The organism is Duganella kummerowiae (assembly GCF_053572355.1).
In genome coordinates this window covers 233,734-251,372 of record NZ_JBKFEH010000007.1, presented here as the reverse complement: position 1 = coordinate 251,372, position 17,639 = coordinate 233,734, and the positions used below count along the sequence as shown (strand labels likewise).

Here is a 17,639-nt window from a genome sequence, read left to right as displayed (position 1 = left end):
CGACCAACCATGATGACCAGTAATTCCTACCGCCGCCGCTTCCTGCGCGGCGCCACGGCGGCCGGCGCGCTCCTGGCCGGCAGCCCGCTGGCGATGCTGACCGCTGCCCGGGCGCAGCCGCAGGCACGGGCCCAGGACGATCCCTGGCAGCGCGCACGCGACATCGCCGAACGCTGTACGCGGCGCCTGGTATTCCCCCGGCGTGACTTCATCATCACCCGCTATGGCGCCAGAAGCTGCGCGCTGGTGTATGCCAAGTCGGTATGGCGCAACAGCCAGCGAGACGTACAAACACCTGCGCCTGGCGCCACCGACTGCTACCCCGCCATCGCCGCCGCCATAGCCGCGGCCAGCGCGGCCGGCGGCGGGCGCGTACTGATCCCGGCCGGCAGCTGGTACTGCAAGGGCCCCATCGTGCTGCGCTCCAATGTGCACGTGCACCTGGCGGCCCGGGCGCAAATCTACTTCAGTCCCGATCCCGCCGACTATGCGAAGTACGGCGACATCGATTGCGGCCAGGCCGGCAAGCTGGTGCTGTCGCGCTGGCAGGGCAATGACGTGATCAATTATTCGCCGCTGGTGTACGCCCGCAACCAGTCCAACATCGCCCTCACCGGCGAGGACTGGACCAGCGTGCTCAATGGCCAGGCCGGGGTGGCCGTCAACGCCGGCGCCGGACCGTGGTGGGACTGGATAGACAGCAAGCCGGGCGTGGTCAACGCGGGCAGCGCCAATCCGCTCAACCTGCCGCTGGACCAGGTGGCGCCCTCGCTGACGGCCGCCCAGGCCGCCCTGATCCAGGGTACGCACCCGCGCTGGAACGGCGATCCGCGCTACCTGCCGGCGCTGTCCGAGGCCGGCGTGCCGGTGCAGCGGCGCGTGTTCGGCGTCGGCCACCACCTGCGCCCATGCATGATAGAGCTGATCGGCTGCGAGGATGTGCTGCTGGAAGGCTACCAGGTCAGCGATGCGCCATTCTGGCAGCACCACCCGGTCGATTGCCGCAGGCTGCGCATCAGCAAGGTCCACATGGACAGCATGGGACCGAACAACGACGGCTTCGATCCCGAATCCTGCGACACGGTGCTGGTCGAGCACTGCACCTTCAACACCGGCGACGACTGCATCGCCATCAAGTCCGGCAAGAACCGCGACACCCAGTACGGTCCCACCCGCAACGTGGTGATCCAGGACTGCGTGATGAACAGCGGCCACGGCGGCGTCACGCTGGGCAGCGAGATGGCGGGCGGGATCGAGCATGTGTACGCGCAGCGCATCGAGTTTCGCAACGAGCACTGGGCCACCCATCCGCTGGGCAGCGCGATCCGCCTGAAATCGAACATGAACCGGGGCGGCTTCCTGCGCCACCTGTACGTGCGCGACGTGACCTTGCCGAACGGCGTGGACGCCCGCCCGCGCAAGACGCCTCCGCCCGATCTGGACAGCCCGCTCAAGGGCCTGGCCACCGGCGGCGGCGCCATCGTCACCATCGATTGCAACTATGCGGCCGGCGATGACGGCGTGCGCACCCGTCCTCCCGAGGTGTCGGACGTGCACATCTCCAACCTGAAGGCTGGCAACGCCGCCATGGCGGACGGCGCCTTTTCCGGCTGGCAGGCGCTGCTGATACTGGGGCCGGTGGCGGCCAGCTACAACGGCCCGCCGGGCGCGGCCATCACGCCGGTGTCCCAGGTCACGCTGACCGACTGCGACTTCGGCACGCCGCGCAATGGCGCCCAGCCGGTCCAGCTCTACAACGCACGCGGCGTGGTGCTGGCCAACGTGACCATCGCCGGCAAGACCGTCAACCAGACCTTGTCGGCATAAAAAAACTTGAGGAAGCGGACGCGCCGTTCGTCTTCATCATCAGGGGACCAGGATGAGCAAACACATGGACACTGAAGTCATAGACTGGCTGACGATACACTTCCTGCCGCACGAGGCGGAACTGCGCAGCATGCTGCGCCGCGTGTGCGCCAGCCCGGCGGAGATCGACGATGTGATACAGGAAACCTGCTACCGCATCCTGTCGGCGGGCGACCTGGCCCATATCCGCGATCCCAAGCCCTTCGTGTTCCGCACCGCGAAGAACCTGGTGCTGGACCGCATCCGGCGCGACGCCGTGGTCAGCATCGAGGCCATGGCCAACCTGGAGGAGCTGGACATCGCAGACAGCGCGCCCTCGCCTGACCGGGTGGTGTTTGCCCGCGAGGAATTGAAATGGGTGTTCGGCCTGATCGGCAAGCTGCCGGACCGCTGCAAGTCGGTGTTCCGCGCGCGCCGGCTGCACGGCATGTCGCAGAACGAGACGGCGCAAATCCTCGGATTGAGCGATGGCGTGGTAGAACATGAGATGATGAAGGGGATGCGGCTGATGTCGGAGATGATTTCCCGGCAGGGCATGGAGCCGCCCCAGGAGCGCCACCGCTCCCCACCCAAACGTAGGCTAAAAACCGGCAATGTCCAAGATTGATCATGAAGCCTTTGCCTGGCTGGCGCGCCAGCAGGTGCGCGGCCTGGATGACGCCGAATCGGCGGCGTTCGACGCCTGGTACCAGGCCGATATCCGGCACCAGGGCGCCTACGCGCGCGCCATGGCCATCCACAATGCCATCCACCTGGTGAATGGGAATGCCCCGCTGCCCCGGCAGCATGGCAGGCGCCGGAAATTCATCGCAGGCGCCATGGCCGCCGGCCTGGCTGCCATCGCCGGAAAATTCACCTACTCGGCGCTGTGGCCGGACGATGTGCTGACCACGGCCAAGGGCGAGTTCCGCAAGGTGCCGCTGCAGGATAACTCCATCATCAATATCAACAGCGGCAGCCAGCTGGAAGTCGCCTACACCGAACGGCAGCGCAAGATCAGGCTGCGCCAGGGCGAAGCCTGGTTCGAGGTGGCCAAGGACGCCAGCAAACCGTTTATCGTGGAGGCCGGCGATGCGCTGGCGCGCGCGGTCGGCACCGCGTTTTCCGTGCGGCGCCTGGCCACCGGCTGCGAGGTGCTGGTGACCGAGGGCACGGTGGAGGTGTGGAGCAAGGACGGCAAGGCCCGGCGCCGCCTGGTGTCGGCCGGCGAACACGCCTACCTGGGGCGCGGCGCCGGGGCCATCCCGGTATCGCGTCAGCCGGAAGAAATCAAACGCCGGCTGGCCTGGCGCGAAGGCAAGCTGCTGCTGTCCAGCCAGACCCTGGACGAGGCGGTGGCCGATTTCAACCGCTACAGCGCCAAGACCATCGTCATTGCCGATCCCTCCCTGCGCGACAAGCGCCTGGTCGGCCAATACCAGCTGGACGAGCCGGAATTGTTCGCCAAGGACATCAGCATGATACTGGATGTGCCGGTGCTGATCACCTCCGGACAGATACTGATCGGCCAGGCCCGCGAGGCCGGCCGCAGCCATCTCTGATCAACCTGCTCCACCGTGCGGATTTATTTTTCCGGCAGCCGAGGAATGCACGCCGCCGTCCGTCTTAATCAATAACGGGGCACCATAGTCCCGGCGTTCAGATGTGCAGGAGTGGGGAGACATGACCTGGATGTACCAATACAGCCTGGTGCTGGCGGTAAGCCTCGCGGCTCATGCCGGCGCCGCGCACGCGCAGCAGCTACCGCAGGCCTTCAATATTCCAGCCGGCGCCGCCGCGCGTTCGATACCGGAGTTCGCGAAACAGGCCGGCATCAATGTGCTGGCCTCGGCCGACATCCTGGAAGGCGTGACGACCAATGCGCTGGTGGGTATCTTTGTCATCCCCGAGGCGGCCGACCGGCTGCTGCTCGGCACCAATCTGATCGCCAGGACCGGAACTGGCGGCACCGTCGTGATTATGAAGCGCCCCCTAGGCGCGCGCGCCAGCACCATTGCCGGCGCGTCCAACAATATGACGGAGGAGACCATGACAAACTTGAACATACCGGGCCAGCGCACGGCGGCCTGTTGCGCCGTATCGGCGGCGGTAATGATGATGGGCGCGCCGCTGGCGCAGGCGCAGGCCCAGGCCGCAGCCGAGGCCCAGGCCCAGGCTACCGCCGACGCCGAAGCCATCCAGAAAGTGAAGGTGGTGGCCACGCGCGCCTCGCAGCAGTCCAGCATAGAACGCAAGAAGAACGCCGCCACCGCCATCGACTCCATCGTGGCCGAGGACGTGGGCGCCCTGCCCGACCGCAACGTGGGCGAGGCCATCTCGCGCATGGCGGGCATCGCGCTGGACCGCGGCGATTTCGGCGAGGGCGTCACCGTGTCCGTGCGCGGCAACGGTCCCGAGCTGACCCGGGTCGAGCTGGACGGCCAGGCCGTGCAATCGGCCGGCGGCAGCGACATGGCCGGCGGCGGCGATGGCCGCGCGGTGGAATTCCGGCAGCTGTCGGCGGACCTGATCAAGAGCGTGGACGTGGTCAAGGGCTCGACCGCAGACATGGCCGAAGGCGCGCTGGGCGGCGGCATACAGATCAAGACCCGCACCGGCCTGGATTTCAAGAAGCCCTTCGCCTCGCTGCGCGTGGCGGGCAGCCAGAGCAGCTTGAACAAGAAATGGCAGCCGGACGCCAACCTGATCCTGGCCGACAAATTCATGAACGGCCGCCTCGGCCTGCTGCTGAACGCCTCCACCACCACGCTGGACAACGAGGGCCACCTGGCCCAGGTATCGGGCAGCAACCAGGGCTACTACCGCCTGTACGACTTCGACAACTCGCCGCAGAAGACCTTTACGTTCCAGCCGGGCACCGTCAACACGGCGGACGCCTCGGCCCGCACGCCCATGCTGTCGTCGCCGCTGGCCGGCGGCGGCACATTCAACTCGGCCACGCCGCTGGAGCTGGTGACGCGTTCGGCCGCCGCCCAGACCAAGGCCGACTGCCAGGCCAGCTTCGCGCCCCTGAGCGCGGCCCAGCTGGCCGCCATCAGCACGGCTGCGGCGCGCACGGCGGCCCAGAACCAGCGCAGCAACGAGCTGACTACATGCCTCAACCAGTGGAACGACTACACCCCGTCCGCCCCCCGCTACGTGGTCAGGCGCGAGATCGACCGCCGCCAGAACCTGGACCTGCGCGCCGACTTCAAGGTCAACAACGAACTGACCATCTACGCCAAGGGCAGCTACAACCGCCGCCACGACGACATCAACCAGCTGGCCTTCTCGATGGGGAATTTCACCGTCAAGAACGGGGTGTCCAATGTGCAGCCGGCATCGGTGGTGGTGGACGCCAACCACCACCTGACCCAGTACACCTTCGATAACACCGACAGCAACGGCGTGGCCAAGACCAACCAGAGCCACGGCATAGGAGAGACCACGGCGCGCTATTTGCAAACCGGCGGCACCTTCAAGCGCGGCGGGTTGACCGCCGAATTCTTCGTCGGCGACGCCCGCTCCAACTTCCAGAAAGGCGTCAAGGAACTGACCCTGAACGATTACTACGGCTCCGGCACGCTCAAGGTGCTGCCCAACGGCCTGTGGGGCTACAGCTTCCCCGGCTACGACCCCACTGACAATTCCGACCTGTCGCGCTTCGCCAAGCTGTATCCGCGCGGCGCCAGCGCCGCCATCGTGCCAGGGACCTACACCGGCACCAGCGCGCCGGCCTACACGGCGGCCCAGCAGAACGCCGTCACGTCCTCGCCCAACCTGACCTGGGTGCCGACCATGTATTTCAGCGAAGAGCGCACCGCCAAGCTGGACGTGACCTGGGCCACACCGGAGTCGGTGCCCTTCTTCAAGCGCTTCAAGACCGGCTTCAACCTGCGCGAGAACCGCAACGACAACTGGAACATCAACAACGGCGGCTACACCTTGCGCAATCCGGTCGGCACCTATGGCACGGCTGGCTACGTCGCGCCGCTGGTCATGCCCTCGCCCACCCTGCGCAGCAGCATGTACGGCTGCGCCGACACGCCCGGTTCGCTGGGCCCGGGAGGCAATGCCTGCGTCTATGGCTGGATACCCAAGCTCGATATCCGCCAGTCGCTGGACGGCACCACGGTGCTGACCATGGACCAGTTCGCGAACCTGCTGCAGCAGACCATGACCCTGCAAGCCACGCCGACCCAGTTCTTCAGCGGCGCCCAGGGCCGCCCCGCAGGCCTGATCAACAACTGGACCCAGATCGATGTGGAAAAGATGTTCTCCCTGCTGAACATCCCCAATACCAATTTCAACTGCGTCAAGCAGTGCACGGCCAATGACGGCAAGGTCTACGACCAGCCGGCCCAACACCTGAAGGAACGCACCGACGCCTTCTACCTGATGGGCGACTTCAGCCTGGACCACGTGCCCTTCACCAACCGCGCCCTGCCCTTTGGCTGGGAAATCGACGGCAACCTGGGCGTGCGCTACGTGCGCACCCGCGTGCACGGCACCGGCATGATGAGCTTTACCTCCATCACCAAGACCGCCAGCTACGACCCGGCCCTGCCGGACGCGCCGGGCGGCACCGTCACCACCACGGTACAGCAAAGCACGGTCACCGACGCCCAGACCTCGGACGTGCTGCCCAGCCTGAACCTGGCCACCTGGGTCATGCCGGACAAGATGGTGCTGCGCTACAGCGTGGGCAAGACGGTGGCGCGCCCGCCCGTGTCGCGGCTGGTGGCTTCCGGCTCCTGCACCTACAACCAGGTGCTGGCCGGCCAGGGCGAGGATGCCCAGAAGTGCTCAGGCACGGTCGGCAATCCGGCCCTGCAGGCGCAGAAGAACGTCAACCAGAACCTGTCGCTGGAATACTATCCGAACAAGGACACCATGCTGACCGTGGCCGGCTTCCGCCAGCAGGGCAAGATAGGCCCGGCCATCGCCCAGGGTGTGTCGCGTTCGCCGCTGTTCGCCAACACCAACCTGGTCGATCCCGCCACCGGCATCTCGCTGGGCCAGGCCCTGTTCGACTATTCGACCTGGATGAACGGCGCCGTCACCGGCCGCAAGGGCCTGGAACTCTCCACCAAGACCGCCTTCACCTTCCTGCCCTGGCTATTCCGCTACACCGGCTTCGATGGCAACTACACCAAGATGCGTTCGGCCACCAGCACGGCCAACATCGTCGACCTGCTGACCGGCACCCCGCTGCCGCCGCAGAACGAATCGAAGTACACCTACAACGCGGCGCTGTGGTACGACGATGGCCGGCTGTCGGCCCGCGTCGCGGTGCAGGCAGTGGCATCCTACTTCAACTGCATCGCCGCCTGCGGCGGCAGCACCAGCATGCTGAACTACCCCAACGTGGGCGGCGGCCGTCTCGGTCCGCCGTACAACCCGGGTTCGCCCAACTTCACGGATTCGACCCGCTTCATCGACGCCAAGATTTCGTACAAGTGGTCGCCGCAGGTCGAGTTCTTCATCGAAGGCCGCAACCTGGGCAACGCCACCACCTCGCACAGCCAGGGCCAGTTCACGCCCTTCAGCGATGGCACGCCGGTCCTGCTCGATTATGCCTATGCGGGACGGCGTATCATGGTCGGCGTGAATTTCCGCTCACTCTGACTCGGGACGCATGAAGACCCTCTCCGTATTGATACTGGCGCTGTCGTGCGCGGCGGCCGCTGCCGCTGCCGAGGACTCGCCCGAGATCCGCAACGCCAGGCTGCGCCCCAATCTCCAGGGGCAGCTGGCGCAGCCGCTGCGCTACCATCCTGATGGCCAGGATTTCGTGATCCACAATGGCGGGGAGTTCTTCAACCGTTCGCTGTACGGCGCCAACGACGCCTTCCGCGTCGATGGCGGCGACCGGCCGGAATTCTCGCTCTACCTGCCCGGACGCGGCGGCAACCTGCGCCTGGGCGTGCATACGGCGGCAGGCACGTTGTGGCTGCACAATGCGGCGGACGTCACCACCCGCTACCGGCCCGGCGAGCTGCTGTACGAGATCGCCGATCCGCTGCTGGGCGCCGCCGGACGCATGCGGGTGGCCGCCGTGGCCTATGCCGCCACCCAGGGGCTGGGCCTGCAGGTCAGCGGCGAGCGGTTGCCGGCCGGCGCCGAACTGGTATTCGCATTCGGCCCGGGCAATGGGCAAAAGGGCCAGCGCGGCGGCGACATCGGCAGCGAAAAGGTGCCGATCAGCGAGTTTTTCCAGTTCTCGCCCGAGTATGCGCGCGAGACGCGCTATGAACTGGATAGGCGCGGCTTCACGGCGGCGGCGCGCCACGCCACCATCAGCGCCACCATCAGTGGCCACGAGGGCGGCGCCGCCCGGCTGCGGCTGGCCGACGCCGGCCTGTGGAATGATGCGGCGGCCCTGCTGTCCTCCCCGGCAGGCGCCACGCCCGCCGTGGTGGTGGGAACGCTGCCGCTGGGAGCGCAGACTATCGATCTCTCACTGCAGGTCACGGCCTTGCCCCCACCCAAGGCAGCACCAGGCACCACCGCAGCGGCGCCTTCACTGCCGCCACGCTACCCTCCAGCCGAACTGGCGCAGCGGTTTGACCAGGCGCGCCGGCATGTGGCCGGGGTGCGTGGCCGGGTGCGCATCGATACCCCCGATCCGTGGCTGAACGCGGCCATGGGCGCCCTGAACGTGGCGGCCGATGCGGTGTGGGACAGCGAGCAGCAGGCCATCATGCACGGCGCCATCGCCTGGCGCATGAAGCTGCTGGGCTGGCGCGGCCCCTACGCGCTCGATGCCCTGGGCTGGCATGATCGCGCGCGCGACAACTTCAATGTATGGACCGCGCGCCAGGATACGTCCCCGGTTCCAGACCGGCCGCCGGCGGCCGATCCCAAGGCCAACCTGGCGCGCAACGAGCCCGGCCTGCACTCCAACGGCGCCATGAGTTTCTCGCACTACGACATGAACCTGGTGTTCATCGACGCCCTGCTGCGCCACCTGCTGTGGACCGGCGACGTGGATTACGCGCGCGCCGTGTGGCCGGTGCTGGAACGCCACCTGGCATGGGAACGCCGTTTGTTCCGGCGCGAATTCGGCCCGGACCGGCTGCCGCTGTACGACGCCTACGCCGCCATCTGGGCCAGCGACGATTTGTACTACAACGGCGGCGGCGTCACGCATACCTCGGCCTACAACGCCTGGCACAACGAGATGGCGGCCCGCATCGCCACGCTGCTCGGCAAGGATGCGGCGCCCTACCAGCGCGAGGCCGACGCCATCCGGCACGCCATGCGCCAGCAGCTGTGGATGCCGGAGCGCGGCGCGTTTGCCGAGTACCGCGACCTGCTGGGGCGCCAGCTGCTGCATCCCAGCTACGGCTTGTGGAGCTTCTATCACACCATCGACTCGCAGGTGCCGGACGCTTTCGAGGCGGCGCGCATGGCGGCCGACCTGGACCGCCATTTGCGCCCCATCCCGGTCACCGGTCCCGGGGTGCCAGCCGACCGGCCCTACCGCCTGCTGTCCGAGAGCGACTGGATGCCCTATGCCTGGTCAATCAACAACGTGGTGTTCGGTGAGAACCTGCATACCGCCCTGGCCTACTGGCAGGCAGGCCGTCCGGACACCGCCTACGACATTGCCAAGGGCGCGGTCCTGGCCAGCCTGTACATGGGCATCACGCCAGGGAACATCGGCACCCTGAATTATCTGGACGTGTACCGGCGCGAGGCGCAGCGCGATTTTGCCGATGGCGTGGGCGTCATGTCGCGCGCCATCATCGAAGGCTTGTTCGGCGTGCGCCCGGACGCACTGGCCGGCGTGCTGACCGTGCGTCCCGGCCTGCCATCCACATGGGAGCACGCATCGCTGGCGCATCCGGACCTGGGCCTGGCCTACCGCCGCAGCGGGCAGCGCGACAGCTGGACCGTCAGCCAGGCCGGCACGCGCTTCCGGCGCCTGGTGCTGGAACTGCCGGTGCGCGGCGCCAGGGTGGCGCAGGTGCTGGTCGATGGCAAGCCGGCGCGGTGGCAGTCCGAGTCCGACGCGGTCGGCCCGCCCCGGCTGCAGATAGCCGTGGCATTCGCGCAGCAAGCCAGCATCGTAGTGTCATGGGACGCCAGCGACGCCGCCGTCCAGCCTACCGGCGCCACGCGCGAAGGCTACAGCCAGCAGCGCCGTGGAGACTTCAGCTGGTGGCAAGCCGACGCTGCCCCTGGTGGCACGGCGAGCGCGGACGCGGCCCACGCCGGCGCGTGCGGACCCAGCGCTGCTGCCTGGACCGGCGGACCGCGCATCGCAGCCGTGCCGGTCGACCTGTCGCCGTGGTTCAACGACAGCGTCACCGCCATCTTCAAGCCCGGCAAGTACCAGGCCCCGCGCGCGCCGCACGTGACGCTGGCCCTGCCCTCGCAAGGCGCCGGCGCCTGGGCCGGCCACCTGAACGCGCTGCCCGGTATTGACGACAGCGGCCTGCGCGCGCTGGGCGGCGCGCTGACACTGCCGAACGGCCTGCGCTTCGCCACACCGGCCGGGACCGCGCCCAACGTGCTGTTCACCTCCCAGTGGGACAACTATCCGCGCGACGCCGCCATTCCGCTCCAGGGCCAGGCGCGCCGCGCCTTCCTGCTGATGGCCGGCTCCACCAACTTCATGCAGAGCCGCATCGCCAATGGCGAGATCGTGGTGGCTTACGCTGACGGTGGCGTAAGCCGCACCGATCTGCGCAATCCGGACAACTGGTGGCCCATCGAACAAGATTATTTCGTCGACGATTACCAGTTCCCTTTGTGCGCCCCCTTGCCGGTCCGGGTGGACCTGAAGACAGCCCGCGTGCGCGTGCTGGAGCCGGCCAGCTTCAAAGGGACCGGCCGCGATATCCCGGGCGGCGCCGCCACTGTGATCGAGATTCCGCTCGATTCGTCACGCCCGCTGAAAAGCCTGACCGTGCGCACGCTGGCCAACGACGTGGTGATCGGGCTGATGGCGCTGACCTTGGACGCCGGCAGCCATTAAGCTTGGCCGGATGCCCGTGCAAGCGCCCAAAGACGGTCGCCTCAGGCCGCAGCCTGCCGGCCACGCCTGGTACGCGTGGCCAGCCAGCACAGGATCGCGCCGCCGCACACCATGGCCGCGCCTTGCCAGAACGCCGGCGACAGCGGCGTGCGCAGCAGCAGCGAAGACAGCGCCGCCGACAGCACCGGGATGAAGTAGGACGCACCCGCCAGGATGGCCACATTACCATGCAGGATGCCGATATTCCAGGCGCCATAGCCCAGGCCCATGGCGGCTGCCGCCAGCAGCAGGTAGACGACGGCCTCGCCGCTGAACGCCATGCGGCCGCCGCCCTCCAGCCCGTACTTGCCCCACAAGGTCAGCGACACCAGGATGAAGAACAGGGTCACGCCATTCCTGCCCTCCGCGATGCGCGCCGTCACCGTGCAGTAGCCGGCCCAGATCAGGGCGCCGGCAAAGGCCAGGCCGTAGCTGAGCGGGTTGTCGAGCACATTGTCCAGCATGCCGGCCGGATCGAAGCCCTGGGCCCCACCCAGCACCCGGCAGATGCCGGCGATGGACAGCAGGAAGCCCGGCACGATCAGCACCGTGGTGTGCTGGCGGTTGAACAGGATGGCGGCCACGATGGTGAAGGTGGGCCACAGGTAATTGACCATGCCGACCTCGATGGCCTGGCGCGCAGTGTGGGCGTAGCCTATCGACAGCGCCAGGCACAACTCGTACGCGACAAACAGCAGGCTGCCCCAGGCCAGGTAGCGGCGTGGCAGGTCGCTTGGTCTGGCCTGTCCCACCGCCAGCAGCAGGAACACCGAGGCCAGGCTGTACATCATGGCGGCGCCGCCGGTGGCGCCCAGGTGCTGGCTGACACTGCGGATCAGGCCGATGAGGGAGCTCCACAGCAGCACCGCCGCCAGCCCGACCAGGGTGGCCTTGTTTGTCTTGTTCATGTATCGGTTCTTGCTCCGTGTCAGGAGCCGAAGTATAACCGGGCGCCGGCTGCGTACTCCGCACGCCGGCAGGTTCGGTAGCTTTCCGTCATCATTGCGTAACAGTCAAAAAATATACTCTCGGCTTTCAACCCGACTGCTTGCCACATGACTCGCTCTCCCTCCTTTTTTGCCGCGATAGGCGCGGCGGCCGTGACGCTGATGCTGACCGCCTGCGGCGGCAATGATGCCTCCGATGACGTCTCCGTGCCCACCCTGATCGGCTTTGCCTCGCTGGCGGCGGATTCCTTTGTCGCCGGGCCCACCTCCGGCCAGTACGTCAACGGCGGCGACTACAGCACCGCCACCGGCACCTACGGCTACACCCTGCCCTTCACCGACAAGCAGCCCATCCAGGGCTTCTCGGCCTTTGCCGCCGGGCCGCAGCCGGGCTGCTACTACGCCATGCAGGACAATGGCTTCGGCAGCAAGGGGGCCTCTCCCGATGCGCTGCTGCATGTGTATGCGATCAAGCCGGACTGGAACACCGGCAAGATCGTGCCAGCCAACTTTGCCACCTGCGACAGCCTGGCCTCCTTTGATGCCAACAGCTACATCCGCCTGCGCGACCCCGACCGCAAGCTGGGCTACGCGCTGGTGGCCGACGGCGCCAATTATCCGGGCACGACCACGGCCGGCGGCAAGACCGTGGCAGTCGACCCTCTGATCAGGAATGGCCGCCTGCTGACCGGCGGCGACATCGATCCCGAATCCATGCTGATCGACGCCGACGGCAATTTCTGGTTCGGCGAGGAATTCGGTCCCTTCCTGATCAAGACCGACAAGACCGGCAAGGTGCTGGCCAGGGAAATCCCGGTGCCCAACACGCTGGGCCTGGGCAGCAACCCGCTGGGCGGCACCCCGCTGGTACAAACCTCCAACAATCCCTACCTCGGTTCGGGCACGGCCAACCTGCCCAGCTCGGGCGGGCTGGAGAGCATGACCATCAACACCTCGCGCACCCGCATCTACACCATGTTCGAACGCGAGCTGAGCACCGACACCGATACCCAGCGCCGCATCCTGAACGTGTTCGACATCGCCAGCGGCGCCTTCCTGAAAACCGCCTACTCGTACCGCGTCGACAGCGGCAGCTACGTCAACGCGGCCGGCGCCACGGTCAAGGAAAACTACAGCGTCAACGACATGACCGCCATCAACGACCATGAATTCCTGGTGGTGGAAAAAGACCGCGGCGCCGGCGACGCCCGCAGCGGCAACTTCCCGGCCACTGGCGCGGACCGGGTGGCGGCCAGGGTCAAGCGCGTGTACAAGATCGACCTGGACAAAGTGGGCAGCGACGGCTACCTGGTCAAGGAACTGGTGGTGGACCTGATGAACATCGCCGATCCCAAGCAGCTGGGCGGCAGCGCCACCATCAACGGCGTGTTCACCTTCCCGATGGAATGCGTGGAAGCGGTGCGCATCGTCGACAAGCGCACGCTCATGCTGGTCAACGACAATAACTACCCGGGCGGTTCGGCCTCGCGCAATCCCAGGAAGCCGGACAACAACGAATTCATCCTGATCCGGCTGCCCATGGCGCTCAATACACCATAGGGTAACATCCCGCCCCTGGCCGCAAGGGAAGAAACTGTTGCTGCAAGCTGACATGGATATCTCGTCAACTTGGTTTTCGCTTGTATAAGTTCGGGCTACGTTATGGGTTTTCCGCCCTTCTTCGGCGAAAAGATTGCACGGCCAGTAATGGTGTTATTGCACAAAGAAAAGAATATTCGTTGCCTCCGATAAAGTAGTTCTAGAATTCCCTCATAGATTTCCATGGGAAATATCGTGAAACGCATCTTCTTTTCAGTCTTGTGCAGCTTGCTCCTGGCCGCTTGCGGCGGCGGGCCGGCCGACACGCCAGTGGTACCGGCCGCCTCGGCGCCGCCCGGCCCCACTGCCTCGGCCGCCCCCCGCAGCGGCATGAGCAAGTCCGAGGCCTCGCTATTCCTGGCGCAAGCCACCTTCGGCCCCACTGCGGCCAGCATCGACGCGGTGGCGGCCGGGAGCAAGGCGGACTGGATTTACAACCAGTTCCAGCTGCCGCAAACCCTGCACCGCGACACCGTGCAGGCAGTGATTAACTCGGGCGTCACGGCCAGCCAGAACCTGGTGCTGGAATCGTTCTGGAAGCAGGCCGCCACAGCCGAGGACCAGCTGCGCCAGCGCGTGACATACGCCCTGTCGCAAATCTTCGTCATCTCCATGGTGGACGGCAGCGTGGGCGGCCGCCCGCTGGGGGTGGCCAGCTATTACGACATGCTGGGACAGCACGCCTTCGGCAATTTCCGCAACCTGCTGCAGGGCGTGGCGCTGCATCCCATGATGGGCATCTACCTGAGCCATTTGCACAACCAGAAGGAATCCGGCAGCCGCGTCCCCGATGAAAACTTCGCGCGCGAGGTGATGCAGCTGATGAGCGTCGGCCTGTACCAGCTGAACCAGGATGGCAGCCCCGTATTCCGCGCCGGCAAGCCAGCGGAAATCTATACCCACGACGACGTTGCCGGACTGGCCAAGGTATTCACCGGCTGGAGCTGGGCCGGACCGGACCTGAGCGCCACGCGCTTCCTCGGCGGCAACGCCGATCCGGCGCGCGACTGGCTGCCCATGCAGATGTATCCAGCCTATCACTCCAATGCGGCCAAGAATTTCCTGGGCGCCGGCACCAACGGCGGCGGCGAGAACGACCTCAAGGTGGCGCTCGACACGCTATTCAACCACCCCAATGTGGGCCCCTTCATCGGCCGCCAGCTGATACAGCGCCTGGTCACCAGCAATCCCAGTCCGGCTTATGTGGGCCGGGTAGCGGCCGCTTTTGCCAACAATGGCGCAGGGGTGCGCGGCGACATGCGCGCCGTCATACGCGCCGTGCTGCTCGATCCCGAAGCCGCCGCCGGGACCAGCGCCCGCAAGCTGCGCGAACCGGTGCTGCGCCTGGCCAACTGGATGCGGGCCTTCAACGCCAAGTCCACCTCGGGCCGCTTCCAGATGTCCAATACCGATGATCCCCTCACCGGCCTGGGCCAGACGCCGCTGCGCGCGCCCTCCGTGTTCAACTTCTTCCGCCCCGCCTACACGCCGCCCAATAGCGAGCTGTCGGCGGCAGGCATGGCGGCGCCGGAAATGCAGATCACGGGCGAGCCCTCGGTGACCGGCTACCTGAATTACATGCAGGGCGTGGTACCGAACGGCGTCGGCGTGAGCCGCGACATCCTGCCCGACTACAGCGCTGAACTGGCCCTGGCCGCGCAGCCTGCACAGCTGGTGGACCGGGTCGACCTGCTGCTGATGGGCGGCCAGATGCCGTCCACGCTGCGCAACCAGCTGGTCACCGCACTGAACGGCGTCAAACTGCCCACGGCCACCGCCACCAACACCGCCAGCGTCGAGGCCGCGCGCAAGAACCGCGTCTACCTGGCCGTGTACCTGGCCATGGCCTCGCCAGAATACCTGGCCCAACACTGACAGGACCACCATGCACCACATTCCCACCACGCGCCGCGGCTTTCTCGGCACGATGCTGGCCATGGCCGGCTCGGGCGCCATGCCGTTCACGCTCAACCTGGCCGCCATGGGCAACGCGGCGGCCCAGAACGCCAACGACTACAAAGCCATGGTGTGCCTGTTCCTGGCCGGTGGCAACGACCACTTCAATACCGTACTGGCCACCGACAGCACCTCGTGGAGCGCCTACCAGCGCATCCGCACCACCAGCGACGCCGGCTCCATCGCCCTGCCGGCCGCCGGCGCGGCCGGCGGCGTGCTGCCGATCACGCCCACCAGCCCGCAGGCCGGCCGCAGCTACGCCCTGCATCCCTCGCTGGGACCGCTGAAGGATTTGTTCGACGCCGGCCGCCTGGCCATCCTGGCCAATGTCGGCACCCTGGTCATGCCCACCACCCTGCTGCAATACAAGGCCCAGTCGGTGCAGCTGCCGGCACGCCTGTTCTCGCACAACGACCAGCAGGCCAGCTGGCAATCGTCGCAGACGGAAACCTCGGCCTCGTCCGGCTGGGGCGGCCGCATCGCCGACCTGATGGCCTCCGCCAACGGCAGCGCCACCTTTACCTGCGTGTCCGGCTCAGGCAATACGCTATTCCTGGCCGGTCGCCAGGTGCGGCAGTACCAGATCAGCGGCGCCAACGCGGTGCCGATCGCGCGCCTGAACGATTCGCTGTTCGGCCTGCCGGCGGCCAGCAATCCGCTGCGCCAGATCGTCAGCGCGGAGCGCAGCGACCTGTTCCAGAAAGAGCATGCGGCTGTGGTGGCGCGCGCCATCAACGCCCAGTCCTCGCTGAGCGGCGCCATGCTGGCGGCCGGCACCGGCGTGCCGGACCCCACCCAGTACATCAATCCCAACACCGGCGCGGCAGCGGTCAATCCGCTGGCGGTGCAATTGCAGACCGTGGCCCGCATCATCGGCGGGCGCGCCACCCTGGGCGCCAAGCGCCAGGTGTTCTACGTCAGCCTGGGCAGCTTCGACACGCACGACTTCCAGCGCACCAACCAGGCCGACCTGCTGGCCCGGCTGGCCCATGCGATGGCCTATTTCGACGGCGTGCTGGCCAACCTGCAGGGCGCCGACCTGCGCAAGCAAGTGACCCTGTTTACCGCCTCGGACTTCGGCCGCACCTTCACCAGCAACGGCGACGGCACCGACCACGGCTGGGGCTCGCACCACTTCATCATGGGCGGCGCCGTCAAGGGCAAGGATATCTACGGCGCCATACCGGTCACCGGCCTGGGCCACTCGCTGGACGTCGGCTCCGGTTCCCTGCTGCCGACCACCTCGGTAGACCAGTACGGCGCCACGCTGGCGTCCTGGTTCGGCCTGTCGGCCAGCCAGGTGGCGGACGTGTTTCCCAACATCGGCAACTTCAGCACGCGCAACCTGGGCTTCATGAGCGGCGCATAGGCGGCATAGGCTACAATAGCCGACTTTTTGCCGGAGTCGCATCCATGCCGTTGATGCTGCGGATTATCGTTGTGCTCGCCTGCGTGCTGCTGGGTACGTCCGCCAGCGCTGCGCCCGGCGCCACCCCTGCGCCGCTGGAGCTGCGCATGGCGGTATCGTCCGACGGTCACGCCCGCTACTTCAGCCGCCTGCTGGAGGAATCGCTGCAGCTGATACACCAGCCCTACCGCATCCGCTACCTGAAGGACATCCCGGCCCGCCGCATGTGGTGGATGCTGGGCCGGGGCGACATCAATCTGTTCTACGGCATGCAATCGCAGGACAAGGATGGCAGCAAGCGGCTGGTTGCCGTGCGCAATGGCCTGACCAACGGCCTGATCGGGCAGCGCGTCCTGCTGATACGGCGTTCGGATGCTGGCGCATTTGCCCGGGTCCGGTCGGTGGCGGACTTGCAGCGTACCGGCTTGATCGCCGGATTCGGCGCCGGCTGGCGCGACGCCGGTATCTGGCAGGCGGCAGGATTGCCGGTGTACGAACACGGCGCACCTTGGCAAACCATCTATGCCATGGTGGCGGCGCGCAACCGCAACGTCGATTATTTGCCGCGCGGCGTAATCGAGGCCATGGACGAGGCCCGCGCCCATCCCCAACTGGCGGTGGAACAGCACCTGCTCATCGAATACGAGGGGGACCTGGTGTTCTACCTGGATGCCGGCGCCGCCGCCTACCAGCCCATCATCGAGCGCGCCCTGAAGGAGGCGGAAGCGAGCGGGCTCAAGGCCCGCCTGATCGAGGAGGTGTTCGGCGCCGACCTCAAGGCGCTCGATTTGCATCGGCGGCTACGCCTGCGGCTGCCAGCGCCGCCGTCTGGCAGTTGAAGAATGGTGCAGCGCTGTGC

The 17,639-nt window shown here is 66.8% G+C and carries 10 protein-coding genes; 9 read left to right on the top strand and 1 reads right to left on the bottom strand.

The window, feature by feature from the left end; all coding sequences use genetic code 11:
• Positions 1-9 precede the first annotated feature (9 nt).
• The 5 genes from ACLB1G_RS06710 to ACLB1G_RS06690 all read left to right on the top strand — a co-directional run bounded on the left by ACLB1G_RS06710 (position 10) and on the right by ACLB1G_RS06690 (position 10,831).
• Positions 10-1,827, top strand: a complete 1,818-nt coding sequence (locus ACLB1G_RS06710; protein ID WP_491626421.1) for a glycoside hydrolase family 28 protein — start codon at positions 10-12, stop codon at positions 1,825-1,827.
• A 64-nt stretch (positions 1,828-1,891) separates the two neighbouring features.
• Positions 1,892-2,473 carry an RNA polymerase sigma factor gene (locus tag ACLB1G_RS06705; RefSeq protein WP_491626420.1) on the top strand — a complete coding sequence of 194 codons (582 nt, stop codon included), beginning with the start codon at positions 1,892-1,894 and terminating at the stop codon, positions 2,471-2,473.
• Positions 2,460-3,407, top strand: a complete 948-nt coding sequence (locus ACLB1G_RS06700; protein WP_491626419.1) for a FecR family protein — start codon at positions 2,460-2,462, stop codon at positions 3,405-3,407. The genes ACLB1G_RS06705 and ACLB1G_RS06700 overlap by 14 nt, the downstream gene beginning before the upstream one ends.
• Positions 3,408-3,528: 121 nt before the next feature.
• Positions 3,529-7,473 carry a TonB-dependent receptor gene (locus ACLB1G_RS06695; protein WP_491626418.1) on the top strand — a complete coding sequence of 1,315 codons (3,945 nt, stop codon included), beginning with the start codon at positions 3,529-3,531 and terminating at the stop codon, positions 7,471-7,473.
• 10 nt (positions 7,474-7,483) lie between these two features.
• Entirely contained in the window at positions 7,484-10,831 is a 3,348-nt protein-coding gene (locus tag ACLB1G_RS06690; RefSeq protein ID WP_491626417.1) for a DUF4450 domain-containing protein, read from the top strand.
• Positions 10,832-10,872: 41 nt separating this feature from the next.
• On the opposite strand, the gene yddG is transcribed toward ACLB1G_RS06690, so the two are convergent.
• The gene (gene yddG, locus ACLB1G_RS06685) at positions 10,873-11,778 is read right to left on the bottom strand and encodes an aromatic amino acid DMT transporter YddG (protein WP_491626416.1); all 906 of its coding nucleotides are present in this window, start codon (positions 11,776-11,778) and stop codon (positions 10,873-10,875) included.
• A 147-nt stretch (positions 11,779-11,925) separates the two neighbouring features.
• Between yddG and ACLB1G_RS06680 the strand changes: the two genes are divergently transcribed.
• The 4 genes from ACLB1G_RS06680 to ACLB1G_RS06665 all read left to right on the top strand — a co-directional run bounded on the left by ACLB1G_RS06680 (position 11,926) and on the right by ACLB1G_RS06665 (position 17,619).
• The gene (locus ACLB1G_RS06680) at positions 11,926-13,377 is read left to right on the top strand and encodes an esterase-like activity of phytase family protein (protein WP_491626415.1); all 1,452 of its coding nucleotides are present in this window, start codon (positions 11,926-11,928) and stop codon (positions 13,375-13,377) included.
• A 234-nt stretch (positions 13,378-13,611) separates the two neighbouring features.
• Positions 13,612-15,291, top strand: coding sequence for a DUF1800 domain-containing protein (locus ACLB1G_RS06675; RefSeq protein ID WP_491626414.1), 1,680 nt, complete (start codon positions 13,612-13,614; stop codon positions 15,289-15,291).
• A gap of 10 nt (positions 15,292-15,301) precedes the next feature.
• A complete protein-coding gene (locus ACLB1G_RS06670) occupies positions 15,302-16,741 on the top strand; it encodes a DUF1501 domain-containing protein (protein ID WP_491626413.1) in 1,440 nt (479 codons plus the stop codon).
• 44 nt (positions 16,742-16,785) lie between these two features.
• A complete protein-coding gene (locus ACLB1G_RS06665) occupies positions 16,786-17,619 on the top strand; it encodes a hypothetical protein (RefSeq protein WP_491626412.1) in 834 nt (277 codons plus the stop codon).
• The last annotated feature ends 20 nt before the right edge of the window (positions 17,620-17,639 follow it).